The sequence below is a fragment of the Kitasatospora sp. NPDC058046 genome, from assembly GCF_042885595.1.
Taxonomy (GTDB): domain Bacteria; phylum Actinomycetota; class Actinomycetes; order Streptomycetales; family Streptomycetaceae; genus Kitasatospora.
The window spans coordinates 1-14,898 of sequence record NZ_JBHVRS010000052.1; the positions used below are offsets into that span (position 1 = coordinate 1).

General features: G+C 75.6%; 11 protein-coding genes and 1 pseudogene. 7 read left to right on the top strand and 5 right to left on the bottom strand.

Annotated elements, in window-relative coordinates:
- The first annotated feature begins 269 nt into the window (after positions 1-269).
- Both ACFVU7_RS44595 and ACFVU7_RS44600 read left to right on the top strand, forming a co-directional pair.
- On the top strand, positions 270-1,034 hold the full coding sequence (locus tag ACFVU7_RS44595) for an SDR family NAD(P)-dependent oxidoreductase (protein ID WP_198959499.1): 765 nt from the start codon (positions 270-272) through the stop codon (positions 1,032-1,034).
- Between the two features lie 176 nt (positions 1,035-1,210).
- Positions 1,211-1,807: a TIGR03086 family metal-binding protein gene (locus ACFVU7_RS44600; protein ID WP_074005762.1), complete on the top strand. Its 597-nt coding sequence runs from the start codon at positions 1,211-1,213 to the stop codon at positions 1,805-1,807.
- 12 nt (positions 1,808-1,819) lie between these two features.
- Here ACFVU7_RS44600 and ACFVU7_RS44605 read toward each other — a convergent pair whose 3' ends face one another.
- The 3 genes from ACFVU7_RS44605 to ACFVU7_RS44615 all read right to left on the bottom strand — a co-directional run bounded on the left by ACFVU7_RS44605 (position 1,820) and on the right by ACFVU7_RS44615 (position 6,018).
- Positions 1,820-2,968, bottom strand: a complete 1,149-nt coding sequence (locus ACFVU7_RS44605) for an alpha/beta hydrolase (RefSeq protein ID WP_388052413.1) — start codon at positions 2,966-2,968, stop codon at positions 1,820-1,822.
- Between the two features lie 126 nt (positions 2,969-3,094).
- On the bottom strand, positions 3,095-3,562 hold the full coding sequence (locus ACFVU7_RS44610; RefSeq protein ID WP_049652133.1) for a (2Fe-2S)-binding protein: 468 nt from the start codon (positions 3,560-3,562) through the stop codon (positions 3,095-3,097).
- Between the two features lie 35 nt (positions 3,563-3,597).
- Positions 3,598-6,018, bottom strand: a complete 2,421-nt coding sequence (locus ACFVU7_RS44615) for a molybdopterin cofactor-binding domain-containing protein (RefSeq protein ID WP_388052415.1) — start codon at positions 6,016-6,018, stop codon at positions 3,598-3,600.
- Positions 6,019-6,487: 469 nt separating this feature from the next.
- On the opposite strand from ACFVU7_RS44615, the gene ACFVU7_RS44620 reads away from it, so the two are divergent.
- The 3 genes from ACFVU7_RS44620 to ACFVU7_RS44630 all read left to right on the top strand — a co-directional run bounded on the left by ACFVU7_RS44620 (position 6,488) and on the right by ACFVU7_RS44630 (position 10,815).
- On the top strand, positions 6,488-7,765 hold the full coding sequence (locus ACFVU7_RS44620) for an MFS transporter (RefSeq protein ID WP_074005760.1): 1,278 nt from the start codon (positions 6,488-6,490) through the stop codon (positions 7,763-7,765).
- A 107-nt stretch (positions 7,766-7,872) separates the two neighbouring features.
- Positions 7,873-8,697: a Mut7-C RNAse domain-containing protein gene (locus tag ACFVU7_RS44625; protein WP_388052417.1), complete on the top strand. Its 825-nt coding sequence runs from the start codon at positions 7,873-7,875 to the stop codon at positions 8,695-8,697.
- A 222-nt stretch (positions 8,698-8,919) separates the two neighbouring features.
- Positions 8,920-10,815: a CocE/NonD family hydrolase gene (locus ACFVU7_RS44630; protein WP_388052419.1), complete on the top strand. Its 1,896-nt coding sequence runs from the start codon at positions 8,920-8,922 to the stop codon at positions 10,813-10,815.
- A gap of 76 nt (positions 10,816-10,891) precedes the next feature.
- On the opposite strand, the gene ACFVU7_RS44635 is transcribed toward ACFVU7_RS44630, so the two are convergent.
- A complete protein-coding gene (locus ACFVU7_RS44635) occupies positions 10,892-11,968 on the bottom strand; it encodes a restriction endonuclease (protein ID WP_049652136.1) in 1,077 nt (358 codons plus the stop codon).
- Positions 11,969-12,198: 230 nt separating this feature from the next.
- Between ACFVU7_RS44635 and ACFVU7_RS44640 the strand changes: the two genes are divergently transcribed.
- Positions 12,199-12,699 (top strand): inorganic diphosphatase, encoded by a 501-nt coding sequence (locus ACFVU7_RS44640; RefSeq protein WP_049652137.1) that lies wholly within the window; start codon positions 12,199-12,201, stop codon positions 12,697-12,699.
- A 55-nt stretch (positions 12,700-12,754) separates the two neighbouring features.
- Here ACFVU7_RS44640 and ACFVU7_RS44645 read toward each other — a convergent pair whose 3' ends face one another.
- On the bottom strand, positions 12,755-14,014 hold the full coding sequence (locus ACFVU7_RS44645; protein WP_388052421.1) for a pyroglutamyl peptidase: 1,260 nt from the start codon (positions 14,012-14,014) through the stop codon (positions 12,755-12,757).
- A 258-nt stretch (positions 14,015-14,272) separates the two neighbouring features.
- On the opposite strand from ACFVU7_RS44645, the pseudogene ACFVU7_RS44650 reads away from it, so the two are divergent.
- Positions 14,273-14,824 (top strand): annotated as a pseudogene (locus ACFVU7_RS44650) (TerD family protein); the annotation flags it as partial.
- Positions 14,825-14,898: the final 74 nt, after the last annotated feature.

The window sequence follows — 14,898 nt, forward strand, 5'->3', positions numbered from 1 at the left end:
GCAGGCTCGGGTGAGACGGCGGCGGGCCCCCCCCCCCCGGGGGGCCCCCCCGGCCGGTCCCGGCGCGTTCGCGGTCCGTTCCCGGGGTCCCGGGCCGGGCGGCCGGCGGTCGGACCGCACCACCGGTGGTCGGCGCACACGCCGGGGCACGGGAGCACGTCGCGACTTGGTTGAACGTTGAACGCAACGTCCGAATACCGCCGGAGGTTTGAAGGGCCCCGGGCCAGGATCGAGTCATGTCCGAGATCGGAACGAGGAGTTCTGGAGATATGACGATGAACGGTGCGGCAGTGCTCGACAGCCTCGACGGCAAGGTGGCCCTGGTGACCGGCGGCAGCCGGGGGATCGGGGCGGCGGTCGCCCTGCGGCTCGCCGAGGACGGCGCCCACGTGGTGCTGACCTACCAGGGCGGCGCGGAGCGGGCCGAGGAGGTCGCCGCGAAGATCACCGCGATGGGGCGGACCGGCTGGGCCGTACGGGCGGACAGCGCCGACCCGGAGGCGGTGCGGGGCGTGGTCGAGGCCGTCGTCGAGCGGTTCGGGAGGCTGGACGTCCTGGTGAACAACGCGGGCGTCGGCGTCCTCGGCCCGATCGGCGACCTCACGCTGGAGGACGTCGACCGGGTCCTGGAGGTGAACGTCCGGGCACCCTTCCTGTACGCCCGGGCGGCCTCCGCGCACCTGACCGAGGGCGGGCGGATCGTCAACCTCGGCAGCTGCATAGCCCAGCGCGTCGCCTTCCCCGGCGCCACGCTGTACGGGACGAGCAAGGCCGCGCTGATCGGCCTGACCAAGGCGCTGGCCCGGGAGCTCGGGCCGCGCGGGATCACCGCCAACCTGGTCCACCCCGGGCCGATCGACACCGACATGAACCCGGCCGGCGGCCCCGCGGCGGAGGGCCAGCGCGAGCTCACCGCGCTCGGCCGCTTCGGCACCGGCGCGGAGGTCGCCGCCGCGGTCTCCTACCTGGTCGGCGAGGGCGGCCGGTACGTCACCGGCGCCGAGCTGGCGGTGGACGGCGGCTTCGCCGCCTGACGCGGGTTCGACGGCAGGCCCCCGGGGCGTGTCCCGCAGGCCCGGCAGGGATCCGCGGGGCGCGCCCCGGGCGGCGGCGGGCCCGGTGTCGCGCCGGGCGGTTGTCGGCGCACGCGCTTACGATCGCCCGGCACGACCCGTGCTCCCGGACCGGGACCCGTACCGAGAGGTGTGCCATGACCGCAGCGGAAGACCCGATCGGGCTGCTCGCCCGGGCGCTCGCGCAGACCGCCGGGCTGATCGACGGCACCGGCGTCGAGCTGGCCGGCCACCCGACGCCCTGCCGCTCCTGGGACGTCGGCGACCTGGTCAGCCACCTCCTGCACGACCTGCGGCAGTTCACCGTCCGGGCGAAGGGCGGGCAGCCGGACTGGTCGCAGCCCTTCGAACGGGTCGAGGAGGACTGGCTGCACGCCTTCGAGGCCGGGGCGGAGGAGCTGGTCGACGCCTGGCGCGCGGCCGGCGACCTCGGCGGCACCCTGGAGGTCCCCGGCGTCGGCACCCTCCCGGCCCGCTTCCCGGTGGACCAGCAGACCACCGAATTCGCCGTCCACGGCTGGGACTTGGCCCATGCCACCGGCCAGTCCACCGAGGGCCTGGACCACGAGGTCGCGCTCGCCGCGCTCGCCTGGGCGGCCGGCGCGCTCAAACCCGGGTACCGGGGCGCCGAGGAGGAGCAGCACGCCTTCGGGCCCGCCGTCGACGTCCCCGAGGACGCCCCGGCGTACGACCGGCTCGCCGCCTTCTTCGGCCGCGACCCGGCGGCCACCTGAGGCGTCGGACGCCTACCGGCGGCTCCAGCGGAACTCGATCTCCGGGTGGCGCGGGGACGGGGCGTCGAGGAGCGGGGCGGGGCGGTCGCGGAGGAAGTGGTCGGCGAAGGCCCGGACGTAGGTGCGGGTGAGCGCGGTGGCGCGGGCGGGCGCGATGGTGCCGAGCAGGGCGGCGTAGCGCTCGGGGGGCAGGTGGCCCGGGAGGTTGCCGGGGACGGCGGCGTGCGGCAGGTCGGTGAAGCTGAAGTGGCCCGCGCCCAGGGTGCGCAGTTGGCGGCCCCAGGCGTGGTGGTGCTCGCGCCATCGCCGCCAGGTGTCGTGGTCGTCGAGCGAGGTGAGCAGCAGGAACGGCCGGTCCAGCCCGAGCTCCGGGACGGGGGAGCCGAACAGGCCGCCGTCCAGGTCGAGGCCGATCCGGAACCGCGGGTCCTGGCGCAGCGCCTCGGCGGCCGCGGCTCCGCCCATGGAGTGGCCGAGCACGCCGATCCGCGCCTCGTCGACCCGGAACGGCAGCCGGCCGCCGGTCAGTCGGCCGGTCACGAAGCGCAGGTCGCCGACCCGCGCGGCGATCTCCTCGCGCTCGGCGGCGTCCCAGTCCGGCGGCTCCTCCGACAGGACGCTGCGCACCAGCCGGCCGTCCGGGAACTCGACGGCGGCGGCGTCGTAGGTGTGGTCGAGAGCCGCGACGAGGTAGCCGTGCGCGGCCAACTCCTCGGCCAGAGCAGTGCAGTTGCTGCGCCCGCCCTTACGGCCGTGGCCGAGCAGCAGCAGGGGGAGCGGGCCGGGGTGGGCGGGTGCGCCGGCGCGGGCGGTGGGGCGGACCAGGCCGAGGGTGCCCGGGTCCAGCGGCAGGGCCTGTTCGATCACGGCCGCGACCCGGGGGGTGGTGTACGGCGCGCGGGGCCGGCCAGCGGTGCCGCGCGCCGGGTACCAGAGCTGCACCATCAGCTCGCGCGGGCCGGGCGTGGGCGCGAAGGGGTCGAGCCGGTCGTGGTCGACCAGGTGCAGGCTGACGGTGCCGACCGGCCGGCCGACGGTGGGCGCGGGGAGGTCGATGGTGCGCGGCGGGGCGGTCGGGGCGGCGAGGGCGGGCCCGGCGGGCAGCAGGGCGGCGGTCCCGCCCAGGCCCGTGAGGGCGAGCAGTGAACGGCGCCTGATCATGCGTCATCCTTGCCGGCTCGGCGACGGGGTCCGGTCAGCCTAGGTGGTCTGGACCGGTGACGCCAGGGTTCGGGACGGCGGAGGATCGGCGGCGGGACGGCGGTGGGCCGAACCCGGGCTCAGGGCTCAGGGCTTGGCGCCCTGCCGGGTGGCGGCCTGCTTGATCGCCTCGCGGATGCGCGGGTACGTGCCGCAGCGGCAGATGTTCTGGATCTGGTCGATGTCCGCGTCCGTCGGGTTCGGGGTGCGGCGCAGCAGGGCGACGGCGGTCATGATCTGGCCCGGCTGGCAGAAGCCGCACTGGGCGACGTCGCAGGCGAGCCAGGCCTCCTGGACGGGGTGGAGCACCTCGCCGTCGGCCAGGCCCTCGATGGTGGTGACGGTGTGGCCCGCGCAGTCCTTGACGGAACGGGTGCAGGGCTGGAACTCCTGGCCGTCCAGGTGGCTGGTGCAGGCGCGGCAGACGCCCACCCCGCAGCCGTACTTGGGGCCGGTGACGCCGAGCTTGTCGCGCAGCACCCAGAGCAGGGGCATGTCGTCCGGGGCCTCGACGGTCACGGGCTGCCCGTTGAGGACGAAGGTGTGGCTGGGCATGGGGGTCGCGGTTCCTCGGCTGGCTCGGCTGGTGGTCAGAAGTTGATCGGGAAGGAGCGCGGGCTGGTGCCGGTCGCGCGGGCGTAGGCGTTGGCGACGGCGGCGGAGGCGGCCGGGACGCCCAGCTCGCCCGCGCCGCCGGGCGGTCCGCTCGGCGGCATCAGGTGGATCTCGACCACCGGCGGGGTGTGCCGCTGCCGGGCGTAGTGGAAGTCGCCGTAACTGCCTTCCCGGAAGGCGCCGTTGTCCAGGTGGTTGCCGGCCTGGAGGATCACCGAGATGCCGTCGACCAGCGCGCCGGTGAGCTGGGCCTCCAGGCCCGTGGGGTTGATCACCCGGCCGACGTCGGCGACGACGACGGCCTTGGTGACCCGGGGGTTGGCGCGGTCGGTGGCGTCCAGCTCGACCAGGTAGGCGACGCAGGCGCTGTGCTCGTCGTGGTAGCCGATGCCCTGGGCCTGACCGGGGGGCATCGGGCGGCCCCAGCCGCCCCGTTTGGCGAGCTCGTCGAGCACCGCCCGCCCGGTGGCGCTGCGCATCCGGTCGCGGCGGAAGGCCAGTTCGTCCTGGCCCATCCGGCGGGCGAGTTCGTCCATCATGATCTCGTCGGAGACCCGGACGGTACCGGAGTAGACGGAGCGCCAGCTGCCGGTGTGCAGTTCCAGCGGCACCTCGGCGAGCAGCTGGTTGGTCACCCCGACGTCGTACGGGATCTTCTCGGTGAGCAGGAAGAACAGCTCGGCGCCGGTGAGCCCGGCCAGCGGGAGCTTGTAGCCGGCGGCGGTGAACACGTCGCCGAGGCCGTGTCCGAGGTCGGTGCGGACGCCGGCCACGTGGTGCTCCCAGCTGAACACCTGGCCGAGGCCGTAGGTGGCCCGGACGATGTGGTGGCTGGCGGGGCGCATCCGGCCGTGGCGCATGTCGTCGTTGCGGGTCCACATCAGCTTGACCGGGCGGCCGGCGGCCTTGGAGACCTGGGCGGCCTCCAGGGCGGCGTCGAAGAACAGCCGGCGGCCGAACGAGCCGCCGCCGCGCACCACGTGGACGGTGACGGCGTTCGTCGGCAGGCCGAGTTCGGCGGCGATGGTGCCCTGGGCGAGGATCGGGCTCTGCGCGGCGAACCACAGCTCGGCCCGGTTCGGCCGGACGTCGGCGACGGCGGTGAGCACCTCCATCGGGGCGTGGTTGACGAAGGCGAAGTCGAACTCGCCCTCCAGCCGGTGGGAGAGCAGCGGCGGCGGGAGGGACGGCAGGTGGGCGGCGCGCAGCCGGGACCGTACGTCGGCGTCGGACAGGTCGGCGACCGGCCCCGGGTTCCAGGTGGTGCGCAGTGCGTCGCGGGCCTTGAGCGCCTGGTCGAAGGTCTCGGCGAGGACGGCGACGCCGGTCGGGATCCGCACGACCCCGAGGACTCCGGGCATGGCGCGGGCGGCGGAGGCGTCCAGGGACTTGAGGGTGCCGTTGACGGTGGTCGGGCGGGCGACCACGGTGGGCACGGCGCCCGGGACGTCGAGGTCCCCGGCGTACTTGGCACGGCCGGTGACGATGTCGCGGGCGTCGATCCGGCCGGTCGGCCGGCCGACCAGGCGCAGCTGGTCGGGGGTCTTGGGGAGGGCCGGGACGGCGGGGGCGGCGACGGTGGCCGCCTCGGCGGCGAGGTCGCCGTAGCCGAGCCGGCGGCCGTCGGGGGCGAGGACGGCGGAGTCGGCGGTGCGCAGGGTGGGCGCGGGAACGTTCCAGCGCCTGGCGGCGGCGGTCACAAGCCGGGCCCGGGCGGCGGCGGCCGCGGCGCGGACCGGGTCGTAGAGCGAGCGGATCGAGTTGGAGCCGCCGGTCAGCTGGTTGAAGAGCAGTTCGGGGCGGGCGTCGGAGAGCGGGACGTCGACGTCGGAGAGCCGGGCGTCGAGCTCCTCGGCGACGATGACGGCGATCGCGGTGGTGAGGCCCTGGCCGACCTCCAGCCGGGGCAGGTGCAGCACGGCGCGTCCGGCGGGGGTGACTTCGAGGACCAGCAGGTGGGCGGTCGGCAGCCCGGCGATGATCATCGCGTCGCCGAGGTCGACGATGTCCGGGATGCCGGGCAGGCCGATCAGCTGCTGGGGGAGGGCGGTCTCGCGGACCGGCACGGCGGCCGCGGCGGGGGACGGGACGGGGCGCGGGGCGGCCTGTGCGGTGGCGGGTGCGACGGCGTCGGCGCCGAGGCGGGCGCCGACGGTGAGGGTGGGCGCGGCCAACAGGTAGGTGAGGAAGCGCCGGCGGCGGGTGCCCTCCGGGCCCGGGGCGCCCGTGGCAGCAGCCGTACCGTGCGGGTGCCCGGCGTCGCGCGGTCGGCCGTTGGAGTCCGAGGGGGCGAGGGAGGTGCTGATGGGAGGACACCCTTCGGGCCGGAGACGGCGACGGAACGGGCGGGCGGGGCGGCCCCGGGCCGGTGCCGGATCGCGAACGCCGTTGAGCATAAAAGGAGGCTACTGACGGGTCAACACGGTCAAAGTTGGCCCTTGGTCGGCCCGATCACGGTTGTGCGACGGTCGGCGGGAGCGGAGTCGGAGCGGGTACGGACGGCGCTTCGGAGCTGCGGGCGGGGCCGGAGCAGGGCCGCCGGGACGGGCTCGGAGGCGCCAACTGGCGCCCCTCGCACGTGGGTTCAGGGGTCGGTCGACGGTGCGGCGGCAGAAGGAATTGGCCCAGGAAATTCCTTGATCACTGGACCGTTCCACTGGGCCGGTTCTTCCGTAGGCTGGGGGCGCACCCGAACCGGCGGTTGCGAAGACCGACTCCGCGCGCCGCCCGTCCGGGGGCCGCGAACAAGGGTGACGGTCCGTGAGGCGTTTACGGCCGCGGGGCGTTGACGGCCCTGGGGGCGCGCGCGGGTGACCGCCCGGACGCCTCCGGCCGGTGGCGCCCGCGAACGAGTGAAGGAGGGGCATGCCGTCCGACCGAACCGCCCGTTGGGGCGCCCTGCCGCCCGCCGGGCCCCAGCGGACCCTCGCGGCCGCCCAGTTGGCCGCCGCCGTGGGCGACGGCGCGTACTACACCTGCTCCGCCCTCTACTTCACCCGGGTGGTCGGGATGTCCCCGACCGCCCTCGGGCTCGGCCTCACCCTCGCCTGGGCGCTCGGCTCCCTCGCCGGCGTCCCGCTCGGACACCTCGCCGACCAGCGGGGCCCGCGCCGCACCTCGATGGCGCTCGCGCTCGGCACGGCGGCCGTGGTCGCCGCCTTCCTGGTGATCCGCTCCTACCCGCTGTTCCTGCTCGCGGTCTGCCTCTACGCCACCGCGCAGTCCGGCCTGACCGCCGCCCGGCAGGCGCTGGTCGCCGCCCTGGTGCCGCCCGCGCAGCGGACCGCGCTGCTCGCCCACATCCAGTCGACCCTCAACGGCGGACTGGCCGTCGGCGCGGCGATCGGCGGCATCGCGCTCAGCGTCGGCACCCGCGCCGCCTACCTGGCCGCCTTCGCCGTCACCGCGCTCGGCTTCCTGATCGGCGCGCTGGTCCTGCGGCGGCTGCCCGAAGCCCCGCCCGCGACCGGGCCGTCGGACGCCGGGCCGCGCCTGGCCGTGCTGCGCGACCGCCGGTACGCCGCCGTCACCGCGGTCAACGCCGTCCTGCTGCTGCGGATGCCGCTGCTCAGCCTGATCATCCCGCTCTGGATCGCCGCGCGCGCCCCCGGGATCGGCTGGCTCGGCTCGGCGCTGTTCGTGCTCAACACCCTCGCGGTGCTGGCCTTCCAGGTCCGGGCGGCCCGCGGCATCACCGGACTGGAACCGGCCGCCCGGGCGGTCCGCTCCGCCGGGCTGCTGCTGCTCGGCTCCTGCGCCGTGTTCGGGCTGTCCGCGCTGGACGTGCCGGTCTGGGCGGTCGGCGCGCTGCTGGTCGCCGCCTCCGTCCTGCAGGTGGCGGGGGAGATGCGGCAGTCGGCCGGCAGCTGGCAGATCGCCTTCGACCTCGCCCCGCCCGGGCGGATCGGCCAGTACCAGGGCTTCTTCGGCACCGGCGTCGCCGTCGCCCGCACCCTCGGACCGCTGCTGCTCACCGCGCTGCTGCTGGAGGGGGGCCTGGCCGGCTGGCTGGTCCTGGGCGGGGTGTTCCTCGCGGCGGGGTACGCGATGGGGCCGGTCGCCCGCTGGGCGGCCCGGGACCGCGGTCACGCGGTGTCACCGCCGGCGCCGCCGGTGGTGGCGGGGGCGGCGCCAGGGGCCTGACCGTACGGGACGGGAACCCCCAAGGCGGCCCAGGGAGCGTCCAACGGGACCGGACCGGGCCGGAAACCCGGTGGCCCCGGGCCGCCGCCCGCTGGCATGCTGGCCGCGTGGACCGACCCCAGATCCAGCTCGACTTCGCCCCCGAGCTGCACCTCTTCGTCTCCGCGCCCCGGCGGGCCGGCCGTACCGCGCTGCGCACCGACGGCGCCTCCACCCTCGGCCACGTCGTCGAGTCCCTGGGGGTGCCGCTCACCGAGGTCGGCGCCCTGCTGGTGGACGGCCGGGCGGTGCCCGACAGCCACGTCCCGGCCGACGGCGAGGAGATCACCGTCCGGGCCGTGGCCAGGCCGCAGCCCTCGCCCGTCCCGGCGCGCTTCCTGCTGGACGTCCACCTCGGCACCCTCGCCCGCCGGCTGCGCCTGCTCGGCGTGGACGCCGCGTACGAGAACCCCGACATCGGCGACGCCGCCCTGGCCGCCCGCTCGGCCGCCGAGCAGCGGATCATGCTCTCCCGCGACCGCGGCCTGCTGCGCTGCCGCGAACTGTGGGCCGGCGCCTACGTCTACAGCCACCGCCCCGCCGAGCAACTGCGCGACGTGCTCTCCCGCTTCGCGCCGCCGCTCACCCCGTGGAGCCGCTGCACCGCCTGCAACGGCAGGCTGCACCCAGCCACCAAGACCTCGGTGCGCGAGCAGCTGCGGGACGGCACCGAGCGCTCGTACGACGCCTTCGCCCAGTGCGAGGACTGCGGCCAGGCCTACTGGCGCGGCGCCCACCACGCCCGGCTGGAGGCGATCGTCGCCGAGGCGGTGCGCGACTTCGGCCCAGGCCGGGCCGACGGACCGGGCCAGGAGCCCGGGCCGGTCGGGGAGTTCGGGGAGGTCCACGGGTCCGGGGAGGGCCAGGGCCGGATCGGGGTCGTCTCAGGGTAGCGCGCTCTGGCGGACGGCCCGGCGCCCGTGGTCCCATCGGCGGTGGGGGACGAGACCACGCTACTCACTCGCAGGAGAGAGGCCAGGTCGTCGTATGAGTACTCAGCCAGGGCAACAGCCCTTCCGCACCACGGACACGGGGGACACGGACACCGCGGTGGTGACCATCCCGGTCGGGGCCGAGGCACGCCCGGAGGAAGGCCCCCGGAAGGAGACCGTCCGATGAGGCGGGGAGTGCTGCGCCGCCCGCTGGCGGCGCTGGTCGCCGCCGCGGCCGTGCTCGGGCTCTCGGTCGCCCCGGCGGCCGCCGCCGGGCCGTCCGGGCCCGCCGAGCCGCATCTGCGGTCGCGCTACGTGACCATGCCGGACGGGGTCCGCCTCGCCGTCGACGTCTACCTGCCCGAGGGCACCCGGGCCGGCGCCGACCTGCCCACCGTCCTGGTCACCCAGCGCTACTGGCGGGCCAGGGTCAAGGCCGGCGAACCCGGCGGCACCAGTGGCGAGGCCGAGCGGTGGACCGCCCGCGGCTACGCCTACGTGGTCGCCGACCTGCGCGGCACCGGCGCCTCCTTCGGCACCCTCACCTCCGAACTCGGCGCCGACGTGACCGCCGACAGCGGCCCGCTCAGCGACTGGATCGCCGCCCAGCCCTGGTCCAACGGCCGGATCGGCACCACCGGCATCTCCTACGGCGGCGACACCGCGATGCTCGCCACCTCCCTCGGCAACCACCACATCACCGCCGCCGCCCCGATCTCCTACGACTTTGACCCCTACGAGGACCTGGTGCGCCCCGGCGGCCTGCTCATCGAACCCCGGGTCGCCCCGTACGCGCTGCTGCTGCGCATCCTCGACCAGGCCGGCGGCACCACCTGCGAGACGGACGAGGACACCCGGCAGCTCTGCGCGCGCATCGGCCTCACCGGCCTCCAGCCCCGGCCGGTCGACGGGCCCGACGGCCCCGCCCTGCTCGCCGCCGCGCGCGCCGAGCACGCGAACAACGCCAACCTGGTCGAGATGGCGCACTCCGGCGTCCACCGCGACTACCGGGACGGGCCGAAGAGCTGGACGGTCGGCAGCGTCGGCGAGCGGACCGACGCCGTCGAGGCCGGCGGGGTGCCGGTCCTGACCAGGGCCGGCTGGCTCGACGCGGGCACCGCCAACGGGGTGCTCTCCCAGTTCACCGGCCTGTCCAACACCCAGGACGACTGGATCGGCCCGTGGAACCACGGCGCCGGCTGGTTCGCCGACCCGTTCCAGCCCGCCCGCCCGCTCACCGGGCAGGAGCACCAGGAGAACGACCAGCGGGTGCTCGACTTCTTCGACCGCTACGTCCGCGGCGACGCCCGCCCCGACGGCACCCGGCGGGTGCACTACTACACCTTCAACGAGGGCGTCTGGCGCACCACCACCCGCTGGCCGGTGCCCGGCACCCGCACCCGGCGGTTCGACCTCGGCGCGGGCCGCTCGCTCACCGACCACCCGCCCACGGGCCGTTCGTCCGTCGACGGGGCGGACGACCGCCGCGGCGGCTCCGACCAGCTGCTCCTCGACCCGACCGCGGGCACCGGCCCGCTGGACCGCTGGAACACCAACCTCAGCGGCGACGAGGTCAGTTACCCCGACCGCGCCGCCGTCGACGCCAAGCTGCTCGGCTACACCACCGCACCGCTGGGCGCCGACACCCGGGTCACCGGCAACGGCAAGGTCACCCTCGACGTCACCGGCCTGGCGGGCTCGGCCCGCGGCGCCCTGCACGTCTACCTGGAGGACGTCGCGCCGGACGGCCGGGTCACCTATCTGACGGAGGGTCAACTCTCTTTGGCGGACCGGGCGGTGGCGGACCGCTCGGACAATCCCGACTGGCGCCGGCTGCGCACGCCGCGCAGCTACGCGGCCGAGGACGCCGAGGACTTCCCGCAGGGCCGCGCGCAGCGCGTCACCATCGACCTCCAGCCGGTCTCGGTGCTGTTCCGGGCCGGTGAGCGGATCCGGCTGACCGTCGCGGCCGCCAACCCCGACTCCTTCCAGCTGCTCCCGGCCGACGGGAAGGCGGGCTACCGGATCGGCTGGGGCGGCGACCGCGGCTCGGCGCTGGAGCTGCCCGTCGTGCGCTGAGGGGTGCGACGCGGGGCACCCGGTCTCGGCCGGGCGCCCCGCGTCGGCACCTCACCTCACGTCGTGTCGCGCCGGGTCAGGCGTCCACGACCTCCAGGCCGTACGCGGTCACGGCCTGCCGCAGCCCGCCCGGGTACCCGGCGAGGGCCGGGGTGAACTCCCAGTCCCCGGAGGGCTCGCGGTCGAACCGGCCGAGCCGCATCGCGGTGTTGGTCTCCGCGCCGTCCGCCAGGTGCACCACGGCCGCGTCCTGTCCGGCGCCGGCCTCCAGGATCAGCGCGGGCCCGGCGAACCCGCCCATGGTGGCCCCGGGGTGGTTCTCGGTGTCGGCGGCGGCGATGACCACCAGCCGGTCGACGTCGGCGGGCAGCGCGTCGAAGTCGACCATCAGGCAGGCGTTCGCGTCGCCGTAGCCGGTCACCAGTCGCACCGAACCGTCCGGCGTGGAGCCGTTGTTGTAGAACACCAGGTGGTCGTCGGAGAGCGCCACGTTGCCCCGGCAGACCAGGGCGGCGATGTCGTACTCCTCCTCCCCGGTCCAGTGCAGGAGCAGCCGGGAGGGCTCGGCGGCCACCTCGATCGCGGGCAGTCCGTCCAGGGCGCCGGCCTCCGCGGAGGCCTCGTCCTGGACGGCCGCGAAGACCTCGTGGAAGCCGTGGTGCTTGAGCAGACCGACCAGCTCGGAGCCGTTCAGCAGGGTGATCGGCTTGCCCGCGACGAACTGGTGCGAGCTGGGGCCGAACCTGCTGGTGGTGACCAGGACGGCCTTGGTCGCGGCCTGGTCGTGCCGCAGCGTCCCGTACAGGTCCCGCACCGCGGTGGGCGCCACCGTGTCCCGGTACCGCTTCACCTGCACGATGACGTTGCCGCCGCGGAACGGGTCGGGGTCGATGCCGCGGACGTCCACCCCGCCGTCCCGGGACCGGGCGGTGAGCTCGACCTTCATGCCCATCGCCTCCATCAGCCGGGCGATGAGGCCTTCGAACTCGACCGGGTCCATCGCCAGCAGGAGCTGGAGTTCGCGGACGCGCCTGGCCATCCGGCCGCGGTTGGCGTTGGTGTCGTCGCGGAGGTGACGGAAGAGCGCGCGCTGGGCGCGGCGTTCGTCGGCGTCGGGGTTGCTGAGGCGGTGGAGCTTCCGGCTCCGGGACATGGGCGTGCCCCCTCTTGCATGGTGACGGCTGTTGCAGGCGTCACCGTAGAGGAATCGTGGACGAAGAATTGTCGGGCCGTCACTTCCGCCGCACAATCGAGACCTGGCGCACGGGTACCGGCGTGCGCACGGGCCTCGGGCGGCGCGGGGGCGGCTCGACGGCGGGGGTGCTTCCGGTGGCCGTCCGGACGGCGGACAATCCCCCCCAGGAGCCGAGGAGGAGGCCAGCGGTGGAGTTCGAGGTCATGATCGAGACCCCGCAGGGGTCGCGGAACAAGTACGTGATGGACTTCGTGGCGGGCCGGATCCGGCTGGACCGCACCCTCTTCACGGCCACCGCCTACCCCGCCGACTACGGCTACGTCGAGGGCACCCTCGGCGGCGACGGCGAGCCGCTGGACGCCCTGGTGCTCGGCGGCGAGCCGGCCGTCCCCGGCTGCGTGCTCACCTGCCGGGCGGTGGGCGTGTGGGTGATGCGCGACGAACGCGGCCCGGACCAGAAGGTGCTCTGCGTCCCGGCCCACGACCCGCGCTACGCCGACCTGCGGGACATCGGCGACCTGCGCGAGTTCGACCTGCTGGAGATCACCCACTTCTTCCAGGTGTACAAGGACCTGGAGCGCGGCAAGTCCGTCGAGGGCTCGCACTGGGCGGGCCGCGACGCCGCCTACGCGGAGATCGCCGAGTCGCGGGCCCGCGCGGCGGGCACCCGCTTCGCCGACCCGGCGTAGCGGGCGCCCCCCCGGGCCGCCCCGGACCGTCCCCGGGACGTGCCCGGACGGTCCGTCAGATCCTGGCGGCGCTCAGGATCGCGCGGACCTCGTCGCCGATCGCGGCCTCGTTCTGCTCGAACTCGGGTGCGGTGAGCCGGTCCGGGTCGGCCGGCAGGCCGTTCAGGACCGGGGTGTGCAGATGGCCGCCGGGGAGGTCCGGGGCGAGGAACAGACGCAGCCGGTTGGAGCGGTAGGCGACCTCGTTGGAGAGGTACCCGCCGCCGCCACCGGAGACCGCGCGGGAGCCGGGGGTGGGGCCGTCCGGCCGGAAGACCGGCCCGGTGCCGCCCGCCGGGATCTCGGTGACGAAGGTGTCGAGCAGCACCGGGAAGGGCTGCTGGACGGCCCGCATGGCGTCGGTCGGCAGGGTGGTGCGGACGAACTGCGGCCCGGGGGCCAGCCCCGGGGCGTCCACCGGGTGCTGGGAGGTGCCGCCGGAGAGCGCGGCGACGTTGTCGGTGGCCGGGTCGGCGGAGCGGGCGCGCCCGGCCCACTCCTCCAGGGTGAACTTGCCCGGGTAGCCCTGGCTGATGCTGGTGATCAGGTCGGCGGACTGCCGGCCCGGCCGCAGGTGCGGGGTGAAGGCGCGCTCCACGATGCCCTTGTCGAAGTCCCCGTAGCGCACCGGCAGGACGACCGCCCGGACCTCGGCGGCGCTGCCGTCGGCGAGGGTGATCCGCTGCCCGTGCAGTTGCAGGACGGCGGACCCGGAGGGGTTGGCGCGGCGCGCCTCGGCGTCCAGGCCGAACGGGTCGAAGCCGCTGACGAAGATCCGCCGGACGCCGGGGGCGGCGCTGAAACCGTCGTCCAGGCCGCGCGAGGCGTCCTCGAAACGGGCCCGCAGCGCGGCGTGGTCGACGTCGAACCGGGGCTGCCAGCGGGCGAGCTGGACGGTCATGGCGAGCCTGGTCCAGTACAGCGGGCGGTCGTCCCGGGCGGGCAGTTCGCCGCTCGGCCGCCGGCCCTGGGCGCGGTCCACGCCCGCCTGCCAGAGCGTCCGGCCCCAGGTGTCGGCCACCCGCTCGGCCTGCCGGGCGTTGCGGGCGGCGCACAGCGCGGAGGGGAAGCCGCCGAGCAGCTCGCCCAGGCCGGAGCGCTCGGTGAAGCCGGCCGTGCGGGCGTCCTGGAGGCGGGCCTGCTCGGCGTCCAGCGGCACCGTGGCGGAGGTGCGGCAGCCGGCCGGGGCGGCCTGGGCGGCGGCCGGGGCCAGCAGGGCGACGAGGGTTCCGGCGAGCGCGGCGGCCAGTCCGGCGGTGCGGCGTAGACATGTCATGTGCGCTGACAATAGGTCCGGACCTGACGGCCCGCCAGAGTGCCGACCCGGCGCGCCGTACGCCGGTCCAAGGGCCGCCGGACCGGCCCGCCCGGTACCGGGAGGCGCCGCCGGGGGCCCCTCGGGCGGCGTTCCGCCGCTGGTGGGACGGCGTTCCGGCCCGGACGGAAAGCCGGCGGTTCGACCGGGAACCGCCGCGAGTTCTACAGCGTTGTCGTGGTCGAACAGCGGTACTCGTACGGTGGTGGAGGAAGTTCCATGAGCGTGGCCCTGACGAAGGGTGGCAACGTCTCCCTGGGCAAGCAGGCCCCCGGGGTGCGGGTGGTGCGGGTGGGCCTGGGCTGGACGGCCGGTGACGGGTACGACCTGGACGCCAGCGCGCTGCTCTGCGGGGCGGACGGGAAGGTCGCCTCGGACCAGCACTTCGTCTTCTTCAACAACCTGCGGAGCCCGGACGGCTCGGTCCGCCACCTGGGCGGGGCCGGCGGCGGCGCCGACCGCGAGCAGGTCGAGGTCCGGCTCGCGGAGGTCCCCGCCGGGGTGGAGAAGGTCGTCTTCGCGGTGGCGATCTACGACGCGGCGCAGCGGCGGCAGTCCTTCGGGCAGGTCCGCGGCGCCCACATCCGGGTCGTCGACCCGGACAGCGGCACCGAGGTGGCCCGGTACGACGTGGCGTCGGAGGCCGGCAGCGAGACGGCGATGGTGTTCGGCGAGCTGTACCGGCACGGCGCGGACTGGAAGTTCCGGGCGGTCGGGCAGGGGTACGCCGACGGGCTCGCGGGCATCGCCACCGACTTCGGGGTGGACGTCCTGCAGCCGGCGCCCGCCGCCGCCCCGCCCGCCCCGGTGAAGCCGCCGGTCGCGCCGCCCGCCCCGCCCGTGGC

Bases quoted from the DNA above. Each gene is read 5' to 3' on its own strand.
- ACFVU7_RS44615 (WP_388052415.1), bottom strand. From the start codon at position 6,018: ATGCTCAACGGCGTTCGCGATCCGGCACCGGCCCGGGGCCGCCCCGCC.
- ACFVU7_RS44595 (WP_198959499.1), top strand. From the start codon at position 270: ATGACGATGAACGGTGCGGCAGTGCTCGACAGCCTCGACGGCAAGGTG.
- ACFVU7_RS44635 (WP_049652136.1), bottom strand. From the start codon at position 11,968: ATGTCCCGGAGCCGGAAGCTCCACCGCCTCAGCAACCCCGACGCCGAC.
- ACFVU7_RS44605 (WP_388052413.1), bottom strand. From the start codon at position 2,968: ATGATCAGGCGCCGTTCACTGCTCGCCCTCACGGGCCTGGGCGGGACC.
- ACFVU7_RS44600 (WP_074005762.1), top strand. From the start codon at position 1,211: ATGACCGCAGCGGAAGACCCGATCGGGCTGCTCGCCCGGGCGCTCGCG.
- ACFVU7_RS44645 (WP_388052421.1), bottom strand. From the start codon at position 14,014: ATGACATGTCTACGCCGCACCGCCGGACTGGCCGCCGCGCTCGCCGGA.
- ACFVU7_RS44610 (WP_049652133.1), bottom strand. From the start codon at position 3,562: ATGCCCAGCCACACCTTCGTCCTCAACGGGCAGCCCGTGACCGTCGAG.
- ACFVU7_RS44630 (WP_388052419.1), top strand. From the start codon at position 8,920: ATGAGGCGGGGAGTGCTGCGCCGCCCGCTGGCGGCGCTGGTCGCCGCC.
- ACFVU7_RS44620 (WP_074005760.1), top strand. From the start codon at position 6,488: ATGCCGTCCGACCGAACCGCCCGTTGGGGCGCCCTGCCGCCCGCCGGG.